The sequence below is a fragment of the Pseudomonas sp. efr-133-TYG-5 genome (assembly GCF_030209175.1).
Taxonomy (GTDB): Bacteria; Pseudomonadota; Gammaproteobacteria; order Pseudomonadales; family Pseudomonadaceae; genus Aquipseudomonas.
In genome coordinates this window covers 483,687-508,838 of sequence record NZ_JARVSM010000006.1, presented here as the reverse complement: position 1 = coordinate 508,838, position 25,152 = coordinate 483,687, and the positions used below count along the sequence as shown (strand labels likewise).

Here is a 25,152-nt window from a genome sequence, read left to right as displayed (position 1 = left end):
CGCGGTGTCAGGCCTTGTTGCGCTCGATGGCGAAACCGGCCCAGGTCTGGCTGACCGGCATCAGTTCCAGGCTGTTGATGTTGATGTGCGCCGGGGTGTTGAGCACCCAGAAAATGGTTTCGGCGATGTCTTGCGGCTGGATCGGCTCGGCACCGGCGTAAGTCGCGTTGTAGCGTTCCTGGTCGCCGGCGAAGCGCACCAGCGAGAATTCGCTTTCGCACAGCCCGGGCTCGATGTTGCTGACGCGCACGCCGGTGCCCTGCAGGTCGCAGCGCAGGTTCAGCGAGAATTGCTTCACGAACGCCTTGGTTGCGCCATAGACGTGGCTGCCCGGGTACGGATAGTTGCCGGCGATGGAGCCCAGGTTGATGATGCCCGCGCCGCGACCATGGGCAATCAGCCGTGGCAGCAACAGGCGGGTGCTGTACATCAGGCCTTTGACGTTGGTGTCGACCATGGTGTCCCAGTCGTCGAGGTCGCACTTCGGCGCCGGATCCACACCCAGCGCCAGGCCGGCATTGTTGATCAGGCCGCGCAGCGTGGCGAACGATAGCGGCAGGTTGGCGATCGCCTCTTCCATCGCCTTGCGGTCGCGAACGTCGAGGACCAGACCGTGCACTTCGGTTTGCTTGGCCAGCTCGGCGCACAGGGCATTGAGGCGTTCTTCACGACGACCGGTCAGCACCAGTTTCCAGCCGGCCTCGGCAAAACGCCGGGCGCAGGCTTCACCAAAACCGGACGTCGCGCCGGTAATAAACAGGGTGTTGGACATCGTGTTCTCCTTGCGTCGGCCGCCGCGCGGCCAGTGAAATGGACAATCAGCAGGCAGCATGCCCGCCCGCGCATTCACGGGCAACACCCACAAGCTGTACAAAAAACATCCAACCGTGCCAACACCATGGCGGGCGTGGCCTGTAGCCATGTGCACGCACGTTATCCACAACCCCTTCCACAGTTTCCGGGGGCAACTGGAAACGTGCAAAGCCGCGCCACACAAGGCTTTGCGCCAGAAATAGAAAGTTTTTCACTTGACCCTGAAGCGGCAGATGTGCCGGAGATGGCATTGTGCACGACCGACCGGTCAGCGCGGTGATTGCGCCAGGCCAGTAATTACGGCCATCAGCGCCGTCTTTCCAGAGTTTAATCACAGACTTATCCACAGGCTTGTGCACATGGACTGGCGGCGTCGGCGCGTCCCAGAAAAGGGTTGACAATAACGTCTTGCGCTTGCGCAAAAACGCCTGATCAAAAAACCACCACACCCGCGAAAGCCACGTTCCACAAGGCCTGCAGCCACATACACCCACGTTATTCACAGCCCGCTCCACAGTAACCGGGGACAAGTCAAAACTGTGGAAAAACAGCCATTTGCAGCGTCTATATGTCGCGCTTTGACAGCTTGCGGAATTTGTTTTCCACAATTGCGCGCAACACTTGAAATCACCCATCGATTCCCTGTAGGAGCTGCCTGTTTCGCAGCATTTAAAAAGCCCCGGGACTCACGTCGCCGGGGCTGTGCATAACGCTGCAAGCATCAGTGCCCGCCCAGATAGGCGTTACGCACTTCCTCATTCACCAGCAGCTCTTTACCGGTACCGGTCAGACGGATTTCGCCGTTGACCATTACATACGCGCGGTCCGACAGCTTCAGCGCATGGTTGGCATTCTGCTCGACGAGGAAGATGGTCATGCCGGTCTTCGCCAGTTCACGCAGGGTGGCGAAGATCTGTTTCACCACGATCGGCGCCAGGCCCAGGCTTGGCTCATCGAGCAACAACAGCTTTGGTCGACTCATCAGCGCACGGGCAATGGCAAGCATCTGCTGCTCGCCGCCGGACATGGTCATCGCCCGCTGGGTGCGGCGCTCCTCGAGCCGCGGGAACAGCTCGAACATGCGCTGCATGTCTTCCTTGGCGTACTTGTCGCCAATCGGGATGGTGCCCATCAGCAGGTTTTCCTCGACGGTCATGTCAGGGAACACCCGCCGCCCTTCCGGCGACTGCGCAATGCCGTTGGAGGCGATGTAGTGCGAGGACTTGTGGGTGATGTCGACGCCCTGATAGAGAATCTGCCCGCCCGCCGCGCGCGGCTGGCCGAAGATCGACATCAGCAGGGTCGACTTGCCGGCACCGTTGGAGCCGATCAGGCTGACGGTTTCGCCTTCGTTGATCTGCAGTGACACACCTTTGAGGGCCTGGATCGGGCCGTAGAACACGTCCAGTTCCCTGAGTTCGAGGATCGGTTGACTCATACCAGCTCCTCTTCGTCGGCGCCCAGGTAGGCGGCAATCACTTTCGGGTCGTTGCGGATCGCGTCAGGGCCACCCTCGGCAATGACGATGCCGTGGTCCAGCACCACGATGTGGTCGGAAATGCTCATTACCATGCCCATGTCGTGTTCGATCAGCACCACGGTCAGATCGTGCTCGTCGCGCAGCAGCCGGATCATCGCGCTCAGCGCTTCGGTTTCCTGAGGATTGAGGCCGGCGGCCGGTTCGTCGAGGCAGATGATCTGCGGCCGCGTGCACATGGCCCGGGCGATCTCCAGGCGGCGCTGCTGGCCGTAGGACAGCTCACCGGCCAGACGGTTGGCGCAGTCCACCAGGTCGACCACTTCCAGCCAGTAGAACGCGCAGTCCAGCGCATCGCTTTCAGCCTTGCGGTAGCCCTTGGTGTTGAGGATGCCGGCCAGCATGTTGCGGTTGACCCACATGTGCTGGGCCACCAGCAGGTTTTCCAGCACCGACATTTCCTTGAACAGGCGAATGTTCTGGAACGTCCGGGCCAGGCCTGCGCGGTTCACCAGATGGGTGCCACCGAACATCTTGTAATACAGGCGGCTGAGGAAGCTTTTCGGCGATACGAAGTCGGTCGGCTTGAACGACTCGCCCAGCAGCTGGATGACGTTGGTCTGCTGGCCGCGCACGTTGAGTTCGATCTTGCCGCCGGAGGCCTTGTAGAACCCGGTCAGGCAGTTGAACACCGTGGTCTTGCCGGCGCCGTTGGGGCCGATCAGGGCGAAGATCGAGTTGCGCTTGACCTTCAGGCTGACATCGCTCAAGGCCTTGATGCCACCGAAGTGCATCATCAGTTTTTCCACCGAGAGTACGACTTCACTCATGGCGCAGTCCTCTCATAGTGAATGGCACCTTTGCGTGGAGTGACCCCGGTACGGCTGATGCGGATCAGCCCGCGAGGTCGCCAGATCATCATCAGCACCATCAGGATGCCGAACAGCAGAACCCGGTATTCGGCGAAGCCGCGCAGCAGCTCCGGAGCAACGGTCAGCACGAAAGCCGCGATCACCACACCGATGGTCGACCCCATGCCACCGAGCACGACGATGGCGAGGATCAGTGCCGACTCGAAGAACGTGAACGAGGTCGGGTTGACGAATCCCTGGTAAGTGGCGAAGAACACCCCGGCCAGGCCAGCCGTCGACGCGCCGATGGTGAATGCCGAGAGCTTGACCAGCACGTGGTTGAGGCCCATCGAGCGGCAGGCGATCTCGTCCTCGCGCAAGGCTTCCCAGGCGCGGCCGACCGGCATTTTCACCAGCCGATGCTTGATGTACAGCACGGCCAGCACGACCAGGAACAATACCGCGTAGATGAAGTAGTACTTCACGTCCGGGTTGTAGGCGATACCGAAGAACTCGTGGAACGGCACCCCGCCATCCTTCGCCCGCTTGCCGAACTCCAGGCCGAAGAAGGTCGGCAGTGGTGCCGGCATGCCGTTCGGACCGCCGGTCAGCGACAGCCAATTGTTGAGGATCAGGCGGATGATTTCACCAAAGCCCAGGGTGACGATCGCCAGGTAGTCGCCGTGCAGACGCAGCACCGGGAAACCGAGGATGCAACCGGCCAGGCCGGCGGTGATCGCCGCCAGTGGCAGCACCGTCCAGAAGCCCAGCCCGAGGTACTGGTAACCGAGCGCCAGGCCGTAGGCGCCGATGGCGTAGAACGCCACATAACCGAGGTCGAGCAGACCGGCCAGGCCGACCACGATGTTCAGCCCCAGGCCCAGCAGCACGTAGATCAGCCCGAGGATGACCACGCCCAGCAGGTAGGAGTTGGACACGAACGGCACGGCCACGGCAATCACGATCAGCAGCGGGATGATCCAGCGCAGGCGCGATTTGTGATCGGCGGGCAGCACATGCACACCGGAACCGGTGCTCTCGAATCCTTCGAGAATTTTCAGGCCCTTGGGCGTCTGCAGGAACAGGCTGAGGGCAAACCGGCCAGCCATGACGATGGCGATGATCCACGCCACGCGGGTCGGTTCGAGGTTGAAGCTGTAGCCGTCGAGCACCACGCCGACAATCGGCCCGAACACGATCAGGGCAATCAGACCGGCCAGAATCGCCTCAACCAGGCTTTTTTTCACATCGATGGATTTTTCAGTGGTTGAAGACATCGCTTACACCTTCGACACAAGAGGACGGCCCAACAGGCCCTGCGGCCGGAAGACCAGAACAAGTACGAGCAGCGAGAAGCTGAACACGTCTTTGTAGTCGGAGTTGACCAGGCCCGAGAACAGCGACTCGGAGATGCCGAGGATGATCCCGCCGAGCATCGCCCCGGGCAGTGAGCCGATGCCGCCGAGCACCGCGGCGGTGAACGCCTTGATGCCGATGACGAAGCCGGCATAGAAGTCGAACGTGCCGTAGTTCATGGTGATCAGCACGCCGGCCAGGGCCGCCATCGCTGCACCGATGATGAACACATAGGAGATCACCCGGTCGGTGTTGATCCCGAGGATCGACGCCATCTTGCGGTCTTGCTGGGTGGCACGGCACATGCGGCCGAGCTTGGTGTACTTGATCACGTAGGTCAGCAGGCCCATGCCGACGAACGCGGCGACCAGGATGAAGATCTTGGTGTAGGTCAGCTGGACGAAACCCGAACCGACGTCGATACGCCAGGCCCCGGTGAGCAGCGTTGGCACACCCTGCTGGCGGGCGCCCTGGCTGATCTGGGCGTAGTTTTGCAGGATCAGCGAGATACCGATGGCACTGATCAGCGGTGCCAGGCGGGTGGAGTTGCGCAGCGGTTTGTAGGCGATGCGTTCGATGACCCAGCCATAGACGCCGGTCACGACGATGGTGAAGACCAGTGTGCCGAGCATCAGCAGGGGGAAGGATTCAATACCGAAGTACGCCAGCAGAGCCAGACTGATTGCCGCGAGGTAAGCGGAAATCATGTAAACCTCGCCGTGGGCGAAGTTGATCATGCCGATGATGCCGTAGACCATTGTGTAGCCGATGGCGATCAGGCCGTAGACCGACCCGAGGGTCAGGCCGTTGACCAGTTGCTGCAGGAAAATACCATCCATAACGCAATCTCACGCAGTGAGAACCTGCGCACCCGGGGTGCGCGGTTCTTCTAGGAAAAATACAGATGTACGTCGGAGCAATGTCAGCCACGACCAGCCCAGTCACCCATAGCCCCTGTGGGAGCTGGCTTGCCAGCGATAGCGGCGGAACATTCAACGGATAGGTTGTTCTTCCGTGCGCCATCGCGGGCAAGCCCGCTCCCACAGGGATCTGTGGAATCAGGTGATCGCGTCAGCCCTTACTTCTGTTTTTCCAACTGGTGGTATTTGCCGTCCTTGTCCCACTGGTAAACCACGTAGTCGGAGACTTTCAGGTCGCCCTTGGCGTCCCAGGTCTTCTCGCCCATCACGGTTTTCACCGGGTTGGCTTTCAGCCATTTGGCAGCGTCTTCGCCCTTGTTCGACTTGGCGCCGTTGAAACCGGCGGCCAGCGCCTGGATCGAGGCGTAAGCGTAGAGGGTGTAGCCTTCAGGCTCGGTGCCGGCCTTGCGGAACGCGTCGACGACGGTCTTGCTTTCCGGCAGCAGGCGCGGGTCGGCGCCGAAGGTCATCAGCACGCCGTCGACGTATTGCGGGCCACCGGCGGTGGTCACCAGTTCGTCGGTGACGATGCCGTCGTCAGACATGAACTTCACGTCTTTCAGGCCTTCGGTACGCAGTTGCTTGACCAGTGGACCGGCTTCCGGGTGCAGGCCGCCGAAGTAGACCACGTCGGCACCGGCCGCACGGATCTTGGTGACCACGGCGCTGAAGTCTTTCTCGCCACGGGTCAGGCCTTCGTACAGCACCGGCTTCACGCCGCGTTTTTCCAGTTGAGCCTTGGTCGCATCGGCCAGGCCCTGACCGTAGGTGTCCTTGTCGTGCAGCACGGCGACTTTCTTGCCCTTGAGCACGTCGACGATGTAGTCGCCGGCGACGATGCCCTGCTGGTCGTCACGCCCGCACATCCGGAACATGGCGCTCAGGCCGCGCTCGGTCACCTGCGGGTTGGTGGAACCCGGGGTAATGGCGATGATCCCGGCTTCGTCGTAGATCTCCGACGCCGGGATGGTGGAAGAGGAGCAGAAGTGACCGACGACGCCGGCGACTTTCTGGTTGGTGAGGTCCTTGGCGACCGTCACGGCCTGTTTCGGTTCGCAGGCGTCATCGCCCTTGACCAGTACGATTTTCTCCCCGTTGACGCCGCCCGCCGCGTTGACGGCGTCGGCCGCCGCCTGTGCACCCTTCATGTACTGCTCGCCAAATGCCGCGTTGGCGCCCGTCATCGGACCCGCTACGCCGATTTTGATGTCAGCCTGAGCAAACGCAGAAACACCCAGCGCAGTTGCAACTGCGAGGGCCAGAAAGCCTTTCTTGTAAAACGTCTGGGACATGAGGTGGTGCTCCAAGGTTTTTTTTAGTTGGCACTGCGACTTCACTTCACTGAATGCTCAGAGCAAGGGCCGTGCCATCGGTTTTTTATTCTTCAAAAAGTCGCTGCTTTCTTGTTATTTCGACTGTTTCGTTCCCATTTTCATTGGGCGTGCAACCGTCTAAACCGCGGAAGGTAAAACCATTTATTTTTTCAGGCGCAACCCGCACGCGCCATCATTGCAACCGCGGTGCCAAACGACGTGCAACCAGCCTGTAACAGCCCGCGTCACCGAACTGCACACTGCTGGTGCGGGACTGCTACAACCCGCACCATTACAGGCTAGTCGCTGCATCGAAAAGCGCCGCTTCCGGCAACATATTTCAACACTCAGATGACGATGCGCAGGCACTGGCCCGCGTGGTACAGCGAGAACCCGGCCTCGTACAGGCAACTGCGCAAGCCCACACCGGCCAGGGGCTGCATCGGTGCAAAGGGAATCGGCAGGGCCTGAGGATTTCCGTTACACAGGTAGTCGGCGAAGGCCTTGCCGACCACCGTGCCGGTGGTCACGCCACGGCCGTTGTAACCGGTCACGGCCACCAGCCCGGGGGCCGGTTCGAACAGGCGCATCAAATGATCCGGGGTAAAGGCAATGCGCCCGGTCCAGGTGCACTCCCACTCCACCGGTTTCAGGTGGGGGAAGTAATGCTGCTGCACGCGGTCGGCCCAGGCCTTGAGAAACCAGGTCGGTTTCTGGTTGCCATTGCCCAGGCTGCCGAGCAACAGCCGACCATCCTGGTCGCGGCGAATGCTACTCAGCACCTGACGGGTGTCCCACGAGCCCTGCCCGCCCGGCAGGATCGCCTGCGCGGCGTCTTCGGTCAGTGGCACCGAGGCGACCTGATAGTAATAGCCGGGAAAGAAGTTGCGCTTGAGCTCGGTCCAGTCGCCTTCGGTGTAGGCATTGGAGGCGATCACCACCTGCTCGGCGAGCACCGCGCCCTGCTCGGTCTGCACTGACCATTGCTGGCCGACGCGCTCGAGACGCGTTACCGGCGAATGGTCGAACAACTGCCCGCCCAGCCCTCTCACCGCGTTGGCCAGCCCGGTGACATAGGCCATCGGATTGAGCGTGCCGGCGCGGCGGTCGAGCAGCGCGGCAGCGATCTTCTGCGTGCCGGTGGCTTGCTCGCAGGCCTTGCCGGTCAGCAGTTCGACAGGCGCCCCGCGGCGTTTCCATTGTTCCTCGCGACTGCGCAGATCGGCCTCGCCCTTGGCGTTGTGCGCCATGTGCAGGGTGCCTTCGCGGCGCAACTGGCAATCGATGTTGTATTTGTCCACCAGGCTGAACACCAGCGCTGGCGCCGCCCCGAGCATGCGGTTGAGCTGACTGCCGACCGCTTCGCCGAAACCGGCCTCGATCTCGTCCGGCGGAATCCACATCCCGGCGTTGACCAGCCCGACGTTGCGCCCGGAGCCACCATGCCCGGCACGATGGGCTTCGAGCACGCAGACGCTCCGGCCTTTTTCCAGCAGATGCAGCGCCGCCGACAACCCGGTGAACCCGGCGCCGATCACGCAGACATCGACTTTGACTTCGCCGCGCAGCGCGGTGTTATCCGGCCTCTGCGGCGTGAGTTTTTCCCACAGACATTCTTCGCGTAACGGCATTGCCAGACTCCAACAGAAACCTAACAAACACTGCATACCCTGTGGGAGCGAGCCTGCTACGGGCGGCGTTCCGACGAAAGCGGTGTTTCAGCCAACATCTGTGTCGACTGTCCCACTGTATTCGCGAGCAGGCTCGTTCCCACAAGGAGAGTTCTCCACCTGTCAGTCGAAGGTGATGCCCTGCGCCAGCGGCAACTCCAGCGAATAGTTCACGGTGTTGGTCTGACGGCGCATGTAGGCGCGCCATGCGTCCGAACCGGACTCGCGGCCACCGCCGGTTTCCTTCTCGCCGCCAAACGCGCCGCCAATTTCGGCACCGCTCGGGCCGATATTGACGTTGGCAATGCCACAGTCGCTGCCGACCGCCGACATGAACTGCTCGGCCTCGCGTACATCGGTGGTGAAGATGCACGACGACAGGCCTTGCGGCACCGCGTTGTTCAGGCGCAGCGCTTCCTGGAAGTCGCTGTAGCCGACGACATAAAGAATCGGCGCGAAGGTTTCGCTGCAGACCACGTCGCTCTGCTCCGGCATTTCGACAATCGCCGGCGACACGTAGTAGGCATTGGGGAACATGTCTTCCAGTTGCCGCTTGCCGCCGAACACCCGGCCGCCCTCGCTCAGCGCCTGCTCCAGGGCATCCTGCATGTTGTCGAAGCTGTGCTTGTCGATCAGCGGCCCGACCAGGTTGCCTTCCAGCGGATGGCCGATGCGCACTTTGGCGTACGCTGCTTTCAGGCGGGTAACGATTTCTACCTTCACCGACTCGTGGGCGATCAGGCGACGCAGCGTGGTGCAACGCTGGCCGGCAGTGCCGACGGCGCTGAAGAGGATGGCGCGCACGGCCATGTCGAGGTCGGCGCTCGGGCCGAGGATCATCGCGTTGTTGCCACCCAGTTCGAGAATGCTGCGGGCAAACCGCGCGGCGACTTTCGGCGCCACTTCGCGGCCCATGCGGGTACTGCCGGTGGCGCTGATCAGCGCCACACGCGGATCGTCGACCAGCGCTTCGCCGGCGTCACGCCCACCGATGATCACCTGGCAAAGGTTGGCCGGAGCATCCGTGAAGTTCTTCACCACGCGGTCGAACAGCGCCTGGCAGGCCAGTGCGGTGAGCGGCGTCTTCTCCGACGGCTTCCACACCACCGGGTTGCCGCAGACCAGCGCCAGGGTGGTGTTCCACGCCCACACCGCGACCGGAAAGTTGAAGGCACTGATCACACCAACCACGCCCAGCGGGTGCCAGGTCTCGCGCATGTGGTGGCCCGGGCGCTCGGACGCGATGGTCAAACCGTACAGCTGACGCGACAGGCCGACGGCGAAATCGCAGATATCGATCATCTCCTGCACTTCGCCGAGGCCTTCCTGGGTGATCTTGCCCGCCTCCCACGACACCAGTTCGCCGAGATCGGCCTTGTACTCGCGCAGGACTTCGCCGAACTGGCGCACCAGTTCGCCGCGACGCGGGGCCGGCACCTTGCGCCATTGGTCGAACGCATGATCGGCGCGACTGATGTGCTGCTCGACTTCGGCCGGGCCTTCCCAGTTCACGGCGGCGATGCGGCTGCCGTCGATGGGCGAATGCACCGGCACTTTGCCGTTCTGGTACAGGGCCGGGTTCACACCAAGACGATCAAGCAATGCGGCAACCATGGGTCACTCCTCAAGCGGAAAACGGAATGTGTGCGGACGCATTTTCGCGTCCGGGCAGGCCTTTAGTTGTAGCGTCAGTAGGACGAGGCAACAAACGACCTTTACGCGAGATATCATTCCGTTTATTCATGCTGCGCAGCGAAAGACAAGAAAAAGGGATCGCCCATGCTCAACAAACGCCACTTGCCGTCGATCACCGCGTTGCAGTGCTTCGAGGCCGTGACCCGGCACCTCAGTTTCACCCGCGCCGCCGAGGAGCTGAACCTGACCCAGAGCGCCGTCAGCAAGCAGGTGGCGCAGCTGGAAGAACTGTTGCAGCACTTGTTGTTCCGTCGCGTGCGACGCCGTTTGCAAATGACCCCGGCCGGCGATTTGTACCTGGTGGAAGTCCGAAAAATCCTCACCCAGGTGGAGATGTCGACCCATTACCTGCGTTCCTACGGCGGTGAAACCGAAGTCCTGCGCGTGTCCACACCTTCGACCTTCGGTGCCCGCTGGCTGGTGCCGCGCCTCAAGGGCTGGCGCCTGCGTCACCCGTCGATTCATCTGGACCTGTGCAACGAGCAGGAGGCCGACGACCTGCTGCAAGGCCGCAGCGACCTGGCGTTCTATTTCGGCCAGGGTGCGCGCCCCGGCACCGAATGCCTGAAACTGTTCGGCGAGGAACTGGTGCCGGTGTGCGCCCCCGGCAGTCTGCCCGACAGGCCTTTCACCGATCCGACCCAGCTCACCGACCTGGTGCTGCTGCAGAATGCCTCGCGGCCCCAGGCCTGGCACGACTGGTTCGACAGCCAGGGCTACCACACTGAACACAGCTACCACGGCCCACGCTTCGAGACCTTTTATATGTGCATTCGCGCCGCTCAGGTCGGCTGCGGCGTGGCGTTGCTGCCCAGATTTCTGGTGGAAGAGGAATTGGCCGACGGCAAGCTGGTCATTCCCTGGCAGCATGCAATGCCCAGTTCCGACGCCTACTACCTGGCCTACCCGGAACACGCGGCGGAGGTGCCGAAGGTGCGCGATTTCGTCAAGTGGATGCTGGAGCAGATCGACAGCCCGGCTTGAAGTTTTATCCAGTCCCTGTGGGAGCGGGCTTGCCCGCGAAGACGTCGGCAAAATCAACATTGATGTTGGACCTGCTGGCCTCTTCGCGGGCAAGCCCGCTCCCACGGGGATCTCGGCGATACAAAAATCGCTGGCACAACGCCCATTGATATGCGCCACTAGCGCCATTGATTGATGCCGCGCCGTGCGCGGCCCGCCTGGAGACCCCGTTATGAGCGAGAGTGTGTTTGCCGATCGCATCGTGCAGAACCTGCTCGACACCGACTTCTACAAACTGACGATGATGCAGGCGGTGCTGCACAACTACCCCAACGTCGAAGTCGAATGGGAGTTCCGTTGCCGCAACAGCGAGGATCTGCGCCCGTACCTGGCGGAGATTCGCTACCAGATCGAGCGCCTGGCCGAGTTGAGCCTGAGCGCCGACCAGTTGAGCTTTCTCGAGCGCATCAGCTTCCTCAAGCCGGACTTCCTGCGCTTTCTCGGCCTGTTCCGCTTCAACCTGCGCTACCTGCACACCGGGATCGAGAACGGCGAACTGTTCATCCGCCTGCGCGGGCCGTGGCTGCATGTGATCCTGTTCGAAGTGCCGCTGCTGGCGATCGTCAGCGAAGTGCGCAACCGCTATCGCTACCGTGAAACCGTGCTGGAACAGGCGCGCGAGCAGTTGTACCGCAAGTTCGACTGGCTGACCGCCAACGCCTCGGCCGAGGAGCTGTCGCAATTGCAGGTCGCCGACTTCGGCACCCGCCGGCGGTTCTCGTATCGCGTGCAGGAGGAAGTGGTCAACGTGCTCAAGCACGACTTCCCCGGACGCTTCGTCGGCACCAGCAACGTGCACCTGTCGCGTGAACTGGACATGAAACCGCTGGGCACCATGGCACACGAGTGGATCATGGCGCACCAGCAACTCGGGCCTCGCCTGATCGACAGCCAGATCGCCGCCCTCGATTGCTGGGTTCGCGAATATCGCGGCCTGCTGGGCATTGCGCTCACCGACTGCATCACCACCGATGCCTTCCTCGGCGATTTCGATCTGTTCTTCGCCAAGCTGTTCGACGGCTTGCGTCACGATTCCGGGGATCCGGTGCTGTGGGGCGAAAAATGCATCGCCCACTACCACAAGCTCGGCATCGATCCGCTGAGCAAGACCCTGGTGTTCTCCGACAGCCTGACTCTGCCCAAATCGCTGGAAATCTTCCGCGCGCTGCGTGGGCGAATCAACGTCAGCTTCGGCATCGGCACCAACCTCACCTGTGACATTCCGGGTGTCGAACCGATGAGCATCGTGCTTAAAATGACCGCCTGCAACGGCCAACCGGTGGCGAAGATCTCCGACGAGCCGGGCAAGACCCACTGCAAAGATCCGAATTTCGTCGCCTATTTGCGACACGTGTTCCAGGTTCCTGCCGTTTCCAGCCTATCTAGCAAGGAGTGAATTCATGCAAGCCGTACAGCGTGAGATTGCTGAACAGCTCAAGGTCCAGCCGCCGTTCGCCGATCAGCGAGCCCTCGAGGCCGAAGTCGCCCGGCGCATCACCTTCATCCAGGATTGCCTGACCAGTTCCGGCCTCAAGACCCTGGTGCTGGGCATCAGCGGCGGTGTCGACTCGCTGACCGCCGGCCTGCTGGCGCAGCGCGCCATGCGTGAACTGCGTGAGCGCACCGGCGACGACGCCTACAAGTTCATCGCCGTGCGCCTGCCGTACGATGTGCAGTTCGATGAACATGATGCCCAGGCCAGCGTCGATTTCATCGCCCCGGACGAGCGCCACACCGTCAATATCGGCCCGGCAGTGAAATCCCTGGCCAGCGAGGTCGCGGCGTTCGAAGGCAAGCACGCGGTGTCGGTGGATTTCGTGCTCGGCAACACCAAGGCCCGCATGCGCATGGTCGCCCAGTACACCATCGCCGGCGCCGCCCACGGCCTGGTGATCGGCACCGACCATGCGGCGGAAGCGGTGATGGGCTTCTTCACCAAGTTCGGTGACGGCGCCTGCGACCTCGCGCCGCTCAGCGGCCTGGTGAAAAACCAGGTGCGCGCGATTGCCCGCAGCTTTGGCGCGCCGGAATCGCTGGTGGAAAAGGTCCCGACCGCCGACCTCGAAGACCTCTCGCCGGGCAAGCCTGACGAAGCCTCGCACGGCGTGACCTACGCCGAGATCGACGCCTTCCTGCACGGCGAGCCGGTACGCCAGGAAGCGTTCGACATCATCGTCAACACCTACAACAAGACCCATCACAAGCGCGTCATGCCGTTTGCGCCTTGATCGGCGACGCAATGAAAAAGCCCGCTGAGGAGTGATCCTCAGCGGGCTTTTTCTTGGCCAACGCATCTGTCGCTGCGCACGCCCTCTTCGCGACAGGCTCGCTCCCACCCTGTCGCGGTTGTTCACAAAATGTGTGACCGAGACCAGACCTGTAGGAGCGAGCCTGCTCGCGAAGAACGATGACGCGGTAGGCCGAATTACTTGACGGTCACAGAGCCTTTCATCATCGAGATGTGGCCCGGGAACGAGCAGAAGAAGCCGTAATCGGTGCCAGCGGTCAGTTTCGCTACGTCGATGGTCAGCGTGTCTTTCTCGCCGGCACCGATGATCTTGGTGTGGGCGATCACGCGCTCGTCGCCGTCCTTCAGATAGTTCTTGTCGATCCCGGCCGCCAGGCCGTCGGTGGCGATCGGCTGCATGTCAGCGGTTTTGCTGATCACCAGGTTATGGCCCATGACGTTTTTCGGCAGGCTGCCGGAGTGGGTCAGTTCGATGGTGAAGGTCTTGCAGCTCTTGTCGATTTCGATGGCCTTGGTGTTGAAGGACATCTGGTCGGTGGAGTCGACGGTGGTTTTGCACTCGGCAGCCATCAATTGGCTGCTGGCCAGCGCCAGCAGGGATACCGCAACAACTTTGGAAAACATGGTGAATCTCCAAGGCAGGGTTAACAAAACACGATTGGTTGGAAGACTGCCTGAAATCTTCGCAAGTTCCTATGACTTGAGTCAAAAATTGTATACAACTTTCAGGCTATGACACTCATCGAAACAATCTACCGGCCAGATGCCCGCGCCGGCCCTATGATCGGCCCATCCCCATGAAACGGAGTGCCTGTCATGATCTTTAACGGCCTGTTGTGCAGCCTGCTTGCCGCCTATGCCTGTGGTGCCAGCGGCACCTGTGAAACACCCCAGCGCGAAGTCTAGCCCTTGGAGCGAGACCTGCCAGCCGTTACCCTGTGGGGCTGATCGACCCAGGAGGAAGGCATGTCTCTGAAATCCGTTTGTGTATTTTGCGGTGCCAACGCCGGCACCGACCCGGCGTACACCGCAGCCGCCGTCGCCCTCGGCCAGGCCCTGGCCGAGCGCCGCCTGACGCTGGTCTACGGCGGTGGCGCCGTGGGCCTGATGGGCATTGTTGCCGATGCCGCCCTGGCGGCCGGTGGCGACGTCATCGGCATCATTCCGCAGAGCCTGATGGACAAGGAGATCGGCCACAAAAGCCTGACGCGCCTGGAAGTGGTCGACGGCATGCATGCACGCAAGGCACGGATGGCCGAACTCAGCGATGCGTTCATCGCGCTGCCGGGCGGCCTCGGCACTCTGGAAGAGTTGTTCGAAGTCTGGACCTGGGGCCAGCTCGGCTATCACGGTAAACCGCTGGGCCTGCTGGAAGTGAACGGTTTCTACAGCAAACTCACGGCTTTTCTCGATCACATCGTCGGCGAAGGCTTCGTTCGCGCGCCACACCGTGACATGCTGCAAGTGAGCGAATCGCCACAGACCCTGCTCGACGCCCTTGACCGCTGGCAGCCGACCGTCACGCCAAAATGGGTCGGGCAAAAACCCGGTTAACCGCCGGGCACCGATACAGGGCAGAATACGCGCCGCTCAACCTCACCTTCGACCCCAGAGGATCGCCCATGGCTAAACCCAATTACTCCTTCGCCAAACGTCAACGAGACCTGGCCAAGGAACAGAAGAAAGAGGAAAAGCTTCAGCGCAAGAAACAGATGGCTGAAGAAGCGGCACTCAACCCTGACGGTGAAGTGGCCACTGAAGACGATGATGTTGATGCACCGAAGGATCAGGCGCCTGACGCCTGAGCTGACAGCTTGATCCGGTCGCTCTGAGAGCAGACTTGTGTGGCGCGGGCGCAGTCCGCCGCCGGGCAGCGCACCTGCTGCGCAGCCCGGCGGGGCTCTGCGACCCCGCCACACTGCTCCCCCCACACCCGCCTCACTCCACCGGCATCACCGTGACCCGCACTTCCGGATCATGGCTGCCCCCGCCCAGAATCACCCCACGCAACGGCGACACATCGGAAAAATCCCGGCCCCAGGCCAGGGTGATGTGCTCCAGTGCCGGTTGCACATTGTTGGTCGGATCGAAATCCACCCAGCCCAGCACCGGGCAGAACACCGAGACCCAGGCATGCGATGCGTCAGCGCCGATCAACCGCGGCTGCCCCGGCGGTGGCCGGGTCAGCAGGTAGCCGCTGACGTAGCGCGCCGCCAGCCCACGGGAACGCACGCAGGCCAGCATCAGATGGGCGAAGTCCTGGCAGACGCCACGGCGCCGCTCCAGCACCTCGACCAGCGGCGTCGCCACCTGGGTGGCTTCGGCATCGAAGGTGAATTCGCTGAAGATCTTTTCCATCAAGGCCTGCACGCCCAATAGCAGCGGACGGCCAGCGGGAAAGCAGCTTTCGGAAAACTCGACGAAGCTGCGTTTGAGGTGCACATAGGGCGACTGAAACCGGTAGCGGCAAGCTTCCAGCAGTTCCGAGGGCAGCGGCTGGCTGCTGTAGGTCAGTGCGTTGCGCGTCAGCTCCCAGGCCGGCGACAGGTTGAAATCCAGCAGCGGCCGCGCCAGCACTTCGACCGTCAGGCGGGCGTTGACCTGCAACTCGTCGTGGGGCCGCTCGAAGGCCAGGCGCGTCAGCGGATTGCCGAAGACGTCCTGCTCATCGCGGCGCGCGGTCGGCTGCGGACTGATCAGTAACTGCTGCGCGGTGCAGCGCTGCCAGGCGCACTCGCGTGGCCACAGATGCGCCAGTTGCTGCGCCAGGGACACCGGGCTGTCGTAGTGATAACAGGTGTCGTGGAGGATCTGGTAATGCGCGCTCATCAGACGGACACCGTGCGCTGGCTGACATCATCGACATGGGCGAAATGGCGCAGGGCCAGGCGATCCGAGACCTGACCGCTGGCGTCGGCAATCTCCTGCAGCAGATCGGCCAGGCCATCGAGCGCCGCACGCACACTGGATTCGCCGAACAGCGGATTCTCCAGGCAACCGAGGTCGAAACGCCCGAGGCGCTCCACCAGTTGCGGCAACCCGGCCTCGGGCGGTACGCCAAAATCGTCGTTCAAGCGCTTGAGCGTGCGGGTCACCAGTTTTAACTGGAACAACACCGCATGCGGGTTCTGCTCGTCCAGCAGCAACAGGTCGAGCACCGGGATCAACTGTGCCACCGCCAGATAGCGCGAACGGTAGGTGATGCTGCTGTTACCCAGCTCCAGCAGCCATTCCAGCCCGGCCTGGGCGAACGCCCCGGCGCCGCGCAGGAACCCGGCCAGACTGCTGCTGAGAAATTGCAGGCGCTCGATGCGCCGGCCGATCATCAGGAAGCGCCAGCCTTCGTCGCGGGTCATGTCGTCGAGGGCGAACCCGGACAGCGCCGCCAGCGACATCACCAGGCGGTTGAGGAAATCCAGCAACTCACCGAAGTCCGGCTCGTCGGTGTCCAGCTCCATGGCCTCGCGCTGCAGCTCGACGAGTGCCTGCCAGTTTTCCCGCGAGAGCTTGCCGCGCACCTGCGAGGCGGCCCACTGCAGGCGCTGCAGGTTGCAGCGCAGGCTGAACGACCAGTCCTCGCCCAGCAGCGCCGCGAGCAGGCGCTGCGGCAACTCGCCCTCCTCCGGCAGCAACATCAGCCGCTCGCCCAGCGCCACCGCGGCCTGCAATGCCTGCGGATCGTCGCCATCGACGTAGCGCGCGAGCATGATCCGCAGCAACCGTGCGCTGTCGTCGCATCGCTCGCAATAACGGCCGAACCAGAACAGATTCTCCACCACCCGCGACGGCAGGTAGGGGTCGCGGCGCACCAGATCGTGCACGCCGATATTGCGCTGCGCCGTCCACTGCTCACCGCTGGGTGGCCGCTCGCCCAGCACCCAGGTGTCCTTGCTCGCGCCGCCGCGCTGCATCGACACCACCTCGGCATCGGCGTCGGCGGCGACCCGGGTCAGGCCGCCCGGCAACACCCGATAGCCGTCACGACTGGCCACCGCATACATGCGCATGCCGATGGCCCGGGGGTGCAACTGACCGTCCTCGGGCTGCCAGATCGGCGCCTGGGACAACTGGGCCAGTTCTTGCGCGACATAGGCATAAGGCCGCGCCTGCATGCGCGCGGCGAGTGCCTGACGCTGCTTTTCACTCAAGTCACGGCCGAATACCGGCGCGAAGCTCTGCGAGGGAAACGCCGCTTTGATCAGCAGTTCCGGTAACTTTTCCAGGGCCTGGGCCAGCACTGGCGCCTCGCCGCACCACCAGGTGGCAATCGACGGCAGCAGCAGTTCTTCGCCGAACAGGTACTGATTGATCTTCGGCAGGAAGCCCAGCAGCCCCGGCGATTCCAGCACACCACTGCCGAGGGCGTTGGCCACCAGCACCCGGCCCTGGCGCACGGCTTCGAGCAGACCGGGGACACCGAGCGCGGAATCCGTGCGCAGCTCCAGCGGGTCGCAGAAGTCATCGTCGAGACGACGCATGATCGCGTGCACCCGGCGCAGGCCGCTGAGGGTTTTCAGGTATACGGTGGCGTCGCGCACCGTCAGGTCGCCCCCCTCCACCAGCGGGTAGCCGAGCTGCCGCGCCAGGTACAGGTGTTCGAAATAGCTTTCGTTGAAACGCCCCGGTGTCAGCAACACCACCAATGGCGCCTCCGCGTCGCTCGGTGCCTGACGCGCCAGGGTTTCCTGCAGCGTGCGGAAGAAACCGGCCAGATGCTGCACCTTCAAATCACGGTACAGCTCGGGAAAGGCGCGCGACACGATGGTGCGGTTTTCCAGGGCATAACCCGCCCCGGACGGCGCCTGGGTACGATCCGCGGTCACCCACCAGCGGCCGTCCGGAGTACGCGCCAGATCCACCGCGTACAGGTGCAGAAAGATGCCATCCGGCGGCGCCAGGCCCTGGCACGGCCAGAGAAAGTTGTTGTGGCCGAACACCAGCTCCGCCGGCAGCAGGCCCTCGCGGATCAGACGCTGCGGACCATACAGGTCGGCCAGTACGGCATTGAGCAAGCGTGCGCGCTGGGCAATCCCGGCGGCCAGTTGCGGCCATTCGTCAGCGGCGATCACATGGGGCAGCAGATCCAGCTCCCACGGACGGTCGGCGCCCTTGGGGTCGGCATAGACGTTATAGGTGACGCCGTTTTCCTGAATCTGCCGCGCCAGCAACGCCTGACGCTGCGCCAGTTGCGCCGGGGTGCTGCGCTGCAACTGGTCGAACAGTCGCTGCCAGTGCGCACGCACTGCCCCGCTGCCGTCGAGCAGTTCGTGGTAGGTGCCCGCCATCAGCGGGTAGCGGTCAAGCAGGTCAGGCATGGAAAGCTCGGCAGCCAGCAGGGAACGGTCAGACTAACGCAGGCACATGACGTGCGGATATACGAAAAATCCGCATGTCGTGCAGGACTTAGAAACGTCGCAAATCGAGCGTCATCGGCAACTCGTCGGAGATTGTCAGCGTCGGCACAGGCAGTTTCCCCGGCGTATGTCCGATGCGGAAAAACCGCGCCATGCGCCGACTCTCCGCTTCGTTGGCGTTGACGGGCAGCGTCTCGTAATTGCGCCCGCCCGGGTGCGCCACGTGGTACTGGCAGCCGCCCAGCGAGCGTTGCATCCAGGTGTCGAGCAGGTCGAACACCAGTGGCGCCTGCACCGCGATGGTCGGGTGCAGGCAATTGGCCGGCTGCCACGCCCGGAAGCGCACGCCGGCGACAAACTCGCCGACGCGCCCGGTCGGTTGCAGCGGCACGGGGATGCCGTTGCAGGTCAGCAGATAACGCTGCGCCGGCAAGCCACTGAGCTTGACCTGCAAGCGCTCCAGCGATGAGTCGACATAGCGTACGGTGCCGCCGGCCGCGCCCTCTTCGCCCAGCACATGCCAGGGTTCGAGGGCCTGACGCAGCTCCAGTTCGATGCCGTTGACCGCGTAATCGCCGACCTTGGGAAAACGGAATTCCAGGTGCGCGGCGAACCAGTCGGCGCGCAGCGGATAGCCGGCATTGTTCAACTCGACGATGACGTCGGCAAAATCCTGCTCGATGAAGTGCGGCAACAGGAAGCGGTCGTGCAGCTCGGTGCCCCAGCGCGCCAGTTTCGCCGGCGCGTAGGGCTCGCGCCAGAAGCGCGCCACCAGCGCCCGCAGCAACAATTGCTGGGCAAGGCTCATGCGTGCATGCGGCGGCATCTCGAACGCCCGCAGTTCGAGCAGGCCGAGGCGCCCGGTGGCGCCGTCCGGCGAATACAACTTGTCGATACAGAATTCGGCGCGATGGGTGTTGCCCGTGACGTCGATCAGCAGGTTGCGCAACAGCCGGTCGACCAGCCAGGGCGGGCACTCTTCGCCGGGCGCAGGCATCTGCGCGAAGGCGATTTCCAGTTCGTACAAGGCGTCGTTGCGCGCCTCGTCCACGCGCGGCGCCTGCGACGTCGGGCCGATAAACAGACCGGAAAACAGGTAGGACAGCGACGGATGGTTGTGCCAGTAGCTGATCAGGCTGCGCAGCAGATCCGGGCGGCGCAGGAACGGCGAGTCCGCCGGCGTGGCACCGCCAAGCACGAAATGGTTGCCGCCACCGGTACCGGTGTGGCGGCCGTCGATCATGAATTTCTCGGTGGTCAGGCGCGTCTGCCGCGCCTGCTCGTAAAGGAATTCGGTGCGTTCGACCAACTCGTCCCAGCTCGCCGACGGCTGTACGTTGACCTCGATCACGCCAGGGTCGGGGGTGATGCGCAAGTTGCTCAGGCGTGGATCGCTCGGCGGCTCGTAGCCCTCCAGGAGCACCGGGCAATGCAACTCCTCGGCGCTGGCTTCGATTGCCGCCACCAGTTGCAGATAATCCTCGACCCGCTCCAGCGGTGGCATGAACAGGTACAGGCGCCCCTCGCGCGCCTCGGCGCACAGCGCGGTGCGGGTCAGCCAGTCGGCCGATTCGTCGATCTTCGGGGCGCGCTCGTCGGCCGCGGCCGGCGCGTCATGGTGCTGCGCGCTGTCGGGCAGGTCGGGGAACTCCTGATTCGGATCGGTGGGATGGATAAACGGATACTCGGCCGCCTTCACCCATGGCTGCGAAGCCAGCGGCAAGCGATAGCCCAGCGGCGAATCGCCGGGCACCAGGCGGCAATGTTCGTCGCGCAGGTACCAGCGCCCGCTCTGCCACTGATCGCCCTTGGCGGTGCGCGCCAGCGGCAGCACCTGGCCGATGACCTTGTCCAGACCCTGGCTGAACACCTTGCGCAGCCGGGCGCGCTCCAGCGGTTCTTGCAGTCGCGAATCCTCGGCGCTGACGTTGCTCGGCAGCGCGCCCTCGCGCCAGAGGTAATAGAAAGTGTCCTCGTAGGCCGGAAAGACAAACCGCGCCGGCAGTTTCAGGCGCTCGGCGACGCTCGCCAGGAAGCGCCCGGCCAGCGCGCCGTCGGCGCCGTAGTCCTGCTGCTCGTCGGCGATCAGCGCATTGTTGTGCCAGATCGGCACACCGTCGCGACGCCAGTAACAGTTAAGCGACCAGCGCGGCAGTTGCTCGCCCGGATACCATTTGCCCTGACCGAAATGCACCAGGCCTTTCGGCGCGTAGTGCCTGCGCAGGCGCTGGAACAGTTCGGCCGAGAGCCGGCGTTTGTCCGGGCCCAGCGCCGCGGTGTTCCATTCGGCGCCGTCCGGATCATCGATGGAGACGAACGTCGGCTCGCCGCCCATGGTCAGGCGCACGTCGCCCGCGAGCAGATCCGCATCGATCTGCCGACCGAGGGCCTGAATCGCCAGCCATTGCTCTTCGGTGTAAGGCTTGGTGACGCGGGGCGCTTCCCAGATTCGCTCCACCGACATTTCGTGGCTGAACTGGCACGCGCACGGTTCCACCAGGCCGCTGATCGGTGCCGCCGAGGAAGGATCGGGACTACAGGCCAGCGGGATATGCCCTTCACCGGCGAACAGCCCGGACGTGGCGTCGAGGCCGATCCAGCCGGCACCGGGCAGGTACACCTCGCACCAGGCGTGCAGATCGGTGAAATCCACTTCAGTGCCGGACGGCCCGTCGAGGCTCTTCACGTCGGCGGTCAGTTGAATCAGGTAGCCGGAGACAAAACGCGCGGCCAGGCCCAGGTTGCGCAGCAGTTGCACCAATAACCACGCCGAGTCGCGACACGAGCCGGAGGCGTGTTCGAGGGTGTGCTCCGGGGTCTGCACGCCCGGCTCCATGCGGATCAGGTAATTGATGTCTTCGCTGAGGCGCTGGTTGAGCGCGACGAGGAAATCCACCGCCGGCAGCGGCGTGCGGTCGATGCCGTCCAGATAGGCCTGGAATTTCGGGGTCAGCGGCAGGGTTTCCAGATACGGCGCCAGCTCCTTGCGCTCATCGGCGGCGTAGCTGAAGGGGATGTGCTCGGCGTAGGGCTCGAGAAAGAAGTCGAACGGGTTGAACACGGCCATCTCGGCCAGCAGGTCGACCTCGATGCGCAGCTCGGTGGTTTTCTCGGGGAACACCAGCCGCGCCAGGTAGTTGCCCTGGGGGTCTTGCTGCCAGTTGATGAAGTGCTGCTCGGGCGAGACTTTTAGCGCATACGAGAGAATCCGCGTGCGGCTGTGGGCAGCCGGGCGCAACCGCACGATCTGCGGGCCGAGTTCGACAGCGCGGTCGTAGCGGTAATGCGTGACGTGATGCAATGCGACATGAATCGACACGGCGTGCCTCCTGCGAGCCTAAGCGTATTCGAAAGCGCGCAAGACTTATGCCATGCAGGGGCTCGGGCGCTTTCCCGGAATGCTTACGGCAGTACAGCACCAAAATCGAGCGATGCGGGGAAATGGTTTGCCACAGTTGCACGCAAATGTTGCGAGAGTGGCCTGATGCATGAGCGTTCCCGCGCTCTTGCGTGGAAACGCAGGCCGTGACGCTCTGCGTCACTGGACGCGGAGCGTCCCTAGAGGCATTCCCACGCAGAGCGTGGGAACGATCAAGTGAGTTCCCCTTCGCTGGCAAGCCAGCTCCCACAAGGATCCCCAGCGGCCAGAGTTTTGTGAACGATCGATAAACCTGCGGCAGCTGGCTTGCCAGCTCCCACAAAGGATCCCCAGTGGCCAGAGCTTTGTGAACGATCGATAAACCTGTGGAGCTGGCTTGCCAGCTCCCACAAAGATGCCAGTGGCCAGAGTTTTGTGGACGATCGATAAATCTGTGGGAGCTGGCTTGCCAGCGATGAGGCCAGTGACGCCAGCACGCGGCCTCCTGTGGGAGCGAGCCTGCTCGCGAAGCGGCCAGCAGCTGCAACACATTTTCCAAGGCCTGAAATGCAAAACGCCAACCCGAAGGTTGGCGTTTTTTTGTTCAGCGCGGTACAACGGGCTTGCGAGCCGGTTTCGGCCCCTTGCCTTTCGCAGCGTCCTTACGCTCTTTCGCCGCCTGCTGATTGCGGGCGAACGCGGCAGCCTTGGCCTGTTCACGCTTGTCCCACGGGTTGCCACCGTCACTGGCGCGCGGCGGCAGGCCGTTGTGCTGGGTGAGGATCTTGGTGGTCTTCTCTTTCGCCACTTTATGGCTGCCGGCAGGCGTCGAGTTCTTTCGACGCGCGCTCTGGTAGCTGTCGGTGGCCGGTTGATGCAGCGGGATCAACTGGTGCTTGCCCGGCCCGATCAGGTCGGCGCGGCCCATGCGGGTCAGCGCTTCACGCAGCATCGGCCAGCCTTTCGGGTCGTGATAACGCAGGAACGCCTTGTGCAGGCGACGCTGCTCCTCGCTCTTGACGATGGTCACGCCGTCGCTCTTGTAGGTGACCTTGCGCAGCGGGTTCTTGCCCGAGTGGTACATCGCGGTGGCGGTGGCCATCGGCGACGGGTAGAACGCCTGCACCTGGTCGGCACGGAAACCGTTGCCCTTGAGCCACAGGGCCAGGTTCATCATGTCTTCGTCGGTGGTGCCGGGGTGCGCGGCGATGAAGTACGGAATCAGGTACTGCTCCTTGCCTGCTTCCTTGGTGTACTTCTCGAACATGCGCTTGAACCGGTCATACGTACCGATCCCCGGTTTCATCATCTGGTTGAGCGGACCTTCCTCGGTGTGTTCCGGGGCGATCTTCAGGTAACCGCCGACGTGGTGGGTCACCAACTCCTTGACGTACTCCGGCGACTCGACCGCGAGGTCATAGCGCAGGCCGGAGGCGATGAGGATCTTCTTCACACCCGGCAAGGCACGGGCGCTGCGGTACAGCTGAATCAGCGACGAGTGGTCGGTGTTGAGGTTCGGGCAGATGCCCGGGAACACGCAGGACGGCTTGCGGCACGCCGATTCGATTTCCGGGCTCTTGCAGGCGATGCGGTACATGTTCGCGGTCGGGCCGCCGAGGTCGGAAATCACCCCGGTGAAGCCCGGGACCTTGTCGCGGATCTCTTCGATTTCGCGAATGATCGACTCTTCCGAGCGGTTCTGGATGATCCGCCCTTCGTGCTCGGTGATCGAGCAGAAGGTGCAGCCGCCGAAGCAGCCACGCATGATGTTCACCGAGAACCGGATCATGTCGTAGGCCGGGATCTTTTCCTTGCCATACGCCGGATGCGGGACACGGGCGTAAGGCATGCCGAATACGTAGTCCATTTCTTCAGTGGTCATCGGAATCGGCGGCGGGTTGAACCAGACGTCGACCTCACCGTGTTTCTGTACCAGCGCACGGGCGTTACCCGGGTTGGTTTCCAGGTGCAGCACGCGGTTGGCGTGGGCGTACAGGACCGGGTCGTTGCGCACCTTTTCCATCGACGGCAGGCGGATCACGGTCTTGTCACGGGTCATCTTCGGGCTGGCCAGGATCTGTACGACCTTGGCTTCCTCGGGATCATCCACCGGCCCCTTCTCTTGCTCGATGGCGCAAGCCTGGGTGTCCTGGGTGTTGACGTACGGGTTGATGATCTTGTCGATCTTGCCCGGGCGGTCGATGCGCGTGGAGTCGACTTCGTACCAGCCTTGCGGGGTGTCACGACGGATGAACGCGGTGCCGCGCACGTCGGTGATGTCTTCGATCTTGTGCCCGTAGGACAGACGCTGGGCCACTTCGACAATGGCCCGCTCGGCGTTGCCGTACAGGAGGATGTCGGCGCTGGCGTCGATCAGGATCGAGTTGCGCACGCGATCCTGCCAGTAGTCGTAGTGGGCGATACGGCGCAGCGAGGCTTCGATGCCGCCGAGCACGATCGGCACGTGCTTGTAGGCTTCCTTGCAGCGCTGGCTGTAGACCAGGCTGGCGCGGTCCGGACGCTTGCCGGCCATGCCGCCCGGGGTATATGCGTCGTCGGAGCGGATTTTCTTGTCCGCGGTGTAGCGGTTGATCATCGAGTCCATGTTGCCGGCCGCGACACCGAAGAACAGGTTCGGCTCGCCGAGCTTCATGAAGTCGTCTTTGGACTGCCAGTTCGGCTGGGCGATGATCCCGACGCGGAAGCCCTGGGACTCCAGCAGCCGGCCGATGATCGCCATGCCGAACGACGGGTGATCGACGTAGGCATCACCGGTGACGATGATGATGTCGCAGGAATCCCAGCCGAGCTGATCCATCTCCTCCCTGCTCATCGGCAGGAATGGCGCCGGTCCGAAACATTCGGCCCAGTACTTCGGATAGTCAAATAACGGCTTGGCTGCTTGCATGTCGATAACCGGTGTTGGCTTTCAGTGAATTTCGCGGGCGCGGAATATAGCACAAATTTTGACCAATTCCGACGGCTGTGGTCGGAAATTACGCCACGCCTATTCGCCAGCAGGCTCGCTGCCACACAGGAACCCATTCCACAGTGGCAGCGAGCCTGCTGGCGAC

The 25,152-nt window shown here is 62.9% G+C and carries 19 protein-coding genes; 5 read left to right on the top strand and 14 right to left on the bottom strand.

Annotation, left to right across the window (positions count from 1 at the left end):
- Positions 1–7 precede the first annotated feature (7 nt).
- From QRN70_RS21240 to amaB, 9 genes are all read right to left on the bottom strand, one after another.
- On the bottom strand, positions 8–772 hold the full coding sequence (locus QRN70_RS21240; RefSeq protein WP_285419854.1) for an SDR family oxidoreductase: 765 nt from the start codon (positions 770–772) through the stop codon (positions 8–10).
- Positions 773–818: 46 nt separating this feature from the next.
- The gene (locus QRN70_RS21235; protein WP_285419853.1) at positions 819–1,316 is read right to left on the bottom strand and encodes a hypothetical protein; all 498 of its coding nucleotides are present in this window, start codon (positions 1,314–1,316) and stop codon (positions 819–821) included.
- A 218-nt stretch (positions 1,317–1,534) separates the two neighbouring features.
- A complete protein-coding gene (locus tag QRN70_RS21230) occupies positions 1,535–2,251 on the bottom strand; it encodes an ABC transporter ATP-binding protein (RefSeq protein WP_285419852.1) in 717 nt (238 codons plus the stop codon).
- Entirely contained in the window at positions 2,248–3,120 is an 873-nt protein-coding gene (locus QRN70_RS21225) for an ABC transporter ATP-binding protein (protein ID WP_285419851.1), read from the bottom strand. Before QRN70_RS21225 ends, QRN70_RS21230 begins: the two co-directional genes overlap by 4 nt.
- The gene (gene livM / locus QRN70_RS21220; protein WP_285419850.1) at positions 3,117–4,418 is read right to left on the bottom strand and encodes a high-affinity branched-chain amino acid ABC transporter permease LivM; all 1,302 of its coding nucleotides are present in this window, start codon (positions 4,416–4,418) and stop codon (positions 3,117–3,119) included. The genes QRN70_RS21225 and livM overlap by 4 nt, the downstream gene beginning before the upstream one ends.
- A gap of 3 nt (positions 4,419–4,421) precedes the next feature.
- A complete protein-coding gene (locus QRN70_RS21215) occupies positions 4,422–5,336 on the bottom strand; it encodes an ABC transporter permease subunit (RefSeq protein ID WP_007950661.1) in 915 nt (304 codons plus the stop codon).
- 239 nt (positions 5,337–5,575) lie between these two features.
- Positions 5,576–6,709, bottom strand: coding sequence for an ABC transporter substrate-binding protein (locus tag QRN70_RS21210; protein WP_285419849.1), 1,134 nt, complete (start codon positions 6,707–6,709; stop codon positions 5,576–5,578).
- A gap of 368 nt (positions 6,710–7,077) precedes the next feature.
- The gene (amaA, locus tag QRN70_RS21205) at positions 7,078–8,361 is read right to left on the bottom strand and encodes an L-pipecolate oxidase (RefSeq protein ID WP_285419848.1); all 1,284 of its coding nucleotides are present in this window, start codon (positions 8,359–8,361) and stop codon (positions 7,078–7,080) included.
- 162 nt (positions 8,362–8,523) lie between these two features.
- A complete protein-coding gene (gene amaB / locus QRN70_RS21200; RefSeq protein ID WP_285419847.1) occupies positions 8,524–10,014 on the bottom strand; it encodes an L-piperidine-6-carboxylate dehydrogenase in 1,491 nt (496 codons plus the stop codon).
- A 165-nt stretch (positions 10,015–10,179) separates the two neighbouring features.
- Between amaB and QRN70_RS21195 the strand changes: the two genes are divergently transcribed.
- The 3 genes from QRN70_RS21195 (at position 10,180) to nadE (ending at position 13,346) form a co-directional block, all read left to right on the top strand.
- Positions 10,180–11,079, top strand: coding sequence for a LysR family transcriptional regulator (locus QRN70_RS21195; RefSeq protein WP_285419846.1), 900 nt, complete (start codon positions 10,180–10,182; stop codon positions 11,077–11,079).
- 211 nt (positions 11,080–11,290) lie between these two features.
- Entirely contained in the window at positions 11,291–12,514 is a 1,224-nt protein-coding gene (gene pncB, locus QRN70_RS21190) for a nicotinate phosphoribosyltransferase (RefSeq protein ID WP_285419845.1), read from the top strand.
- A 4-nt stretch (positions 12,515–12,518) separates the two neighbouring features.
- Positions 12,519–13,346, top strand: a complete 828-nt coding sequence (nadE, locus tag QRN70_RS21185; RefSeq protein WP_285419844.1) for an NAD(+) synthase — start codon at positions 12,519–12,521, stop codon at positions 13,344–13,346.
- Positions 13,347–13,543: 197 nt separating this feature from the next.
- Here nadE and azu read toward each other — a convergent pair whose 3' ends face one another.
- Positions 13,544–13,990 (bottom strand): azurin, encoded by a 447-nt coding sequence (gene azu, locus QRN70_RS21180; RefSeq protein WP_285419843.1) that lies wholly within the window; start codon positions 13,988–13,990, stop codon positions 13,544–13,546.
- Positions 13,991–14,332: 342 nt separating this feature from the next.
- On the opposite strand from azu, the gene QRN70_RS21175 reads away from it, so the two are divergent.
- Both QRN70_RS21175 and QRN70_RS21170 read left to right on the top strand, forming a co-directional pair.
- Positions 14,333–14,920 (top strand): cytokinin riboside 5'-monophosphate phosphoribohydrolase, encoded by a 588-nt coding sequence (locus QRN70_RS21175; RefSeq protein ID WP_285419842.1) that lies wholly within the window; start codon positions 14,333–14,335, stop codon positions 14,918–14,920.
- 68 nt (positions 14,921–14,988) lie between these two features.
- Positions 14,989–15,171, top strand: a complete 183-nt coding sequence (locus QRN70_RS21170; protein WP_285419841.1) for a hypothetical protein — start codon at positions 14,989–14,991, stop codon at positions 15,169–15,171.
- A 133-nt stretch (positions 15,172–15,304) separates the two neighbouring features.
- Here QRN70_RS21170 and QRN70_RS21165 read toward each other — a convergent pair whose 3' ends face one another.
- The 4 genes from QRN70_RS21165 to QRN70_RS21150 form a co-directional block, all read right to left on the bottom strand.
- A complete protein-coding gene (locus tag QRN70_RS21165) occupies positions 15,305–16,195 on the bottom strand; it encodes a transglutaminase family protein (RefSeq protein WP_285419840.1) in 891 nt (296 codons plus the stop codon).
- Positions 16,195–18,681 carry a circularly permuted type 2 ATP-grasp protein gene (locus QRN70_RS21160; protein ID WP_285419839.1) on the bottom strand — a complete coding sequence of 829 codons (2,487 nt, stop codon included), beginning with the start codon at positions 18,679–18,681 and terminating at the stop codon, positions 16,195–16,197. Before QRN70_RS21160 ends, QRN70_RS21165 begins: the two co-directional genes overlap by 1 nt.
- An 88-nt stretch (positions 18,682–18,769) precedes the next feature.
- Positions 18,770–22,039 carry a transglutaminase family protein gene (locus QRN70_RS21155; protein ID WP_285419838.1) on the bottom strand — a complete coding sequence of 1,090 codons (3,270 nt, stop codon included), beginning with the start codon at positions 22,037–22,039 and terminating at the stop codon, positions 18,770–18,772.
- A 643-nt stretch (positions 22,040–22,682) separates the two neighbouring features.
- Positions 22,683–24,986 (bottom strand): YgiQ family radical SAM protein, encoded by a 2,304-nt coding sequence (locus tag QRN70_RS21150; protein WP_285419837.1) that lies wholly within the window; start codon positions 24,984–24,986, stop codon positions 22,683–22,685.
- Positions 24,987–25,152 lie beyond the last annotated feature (166 nt).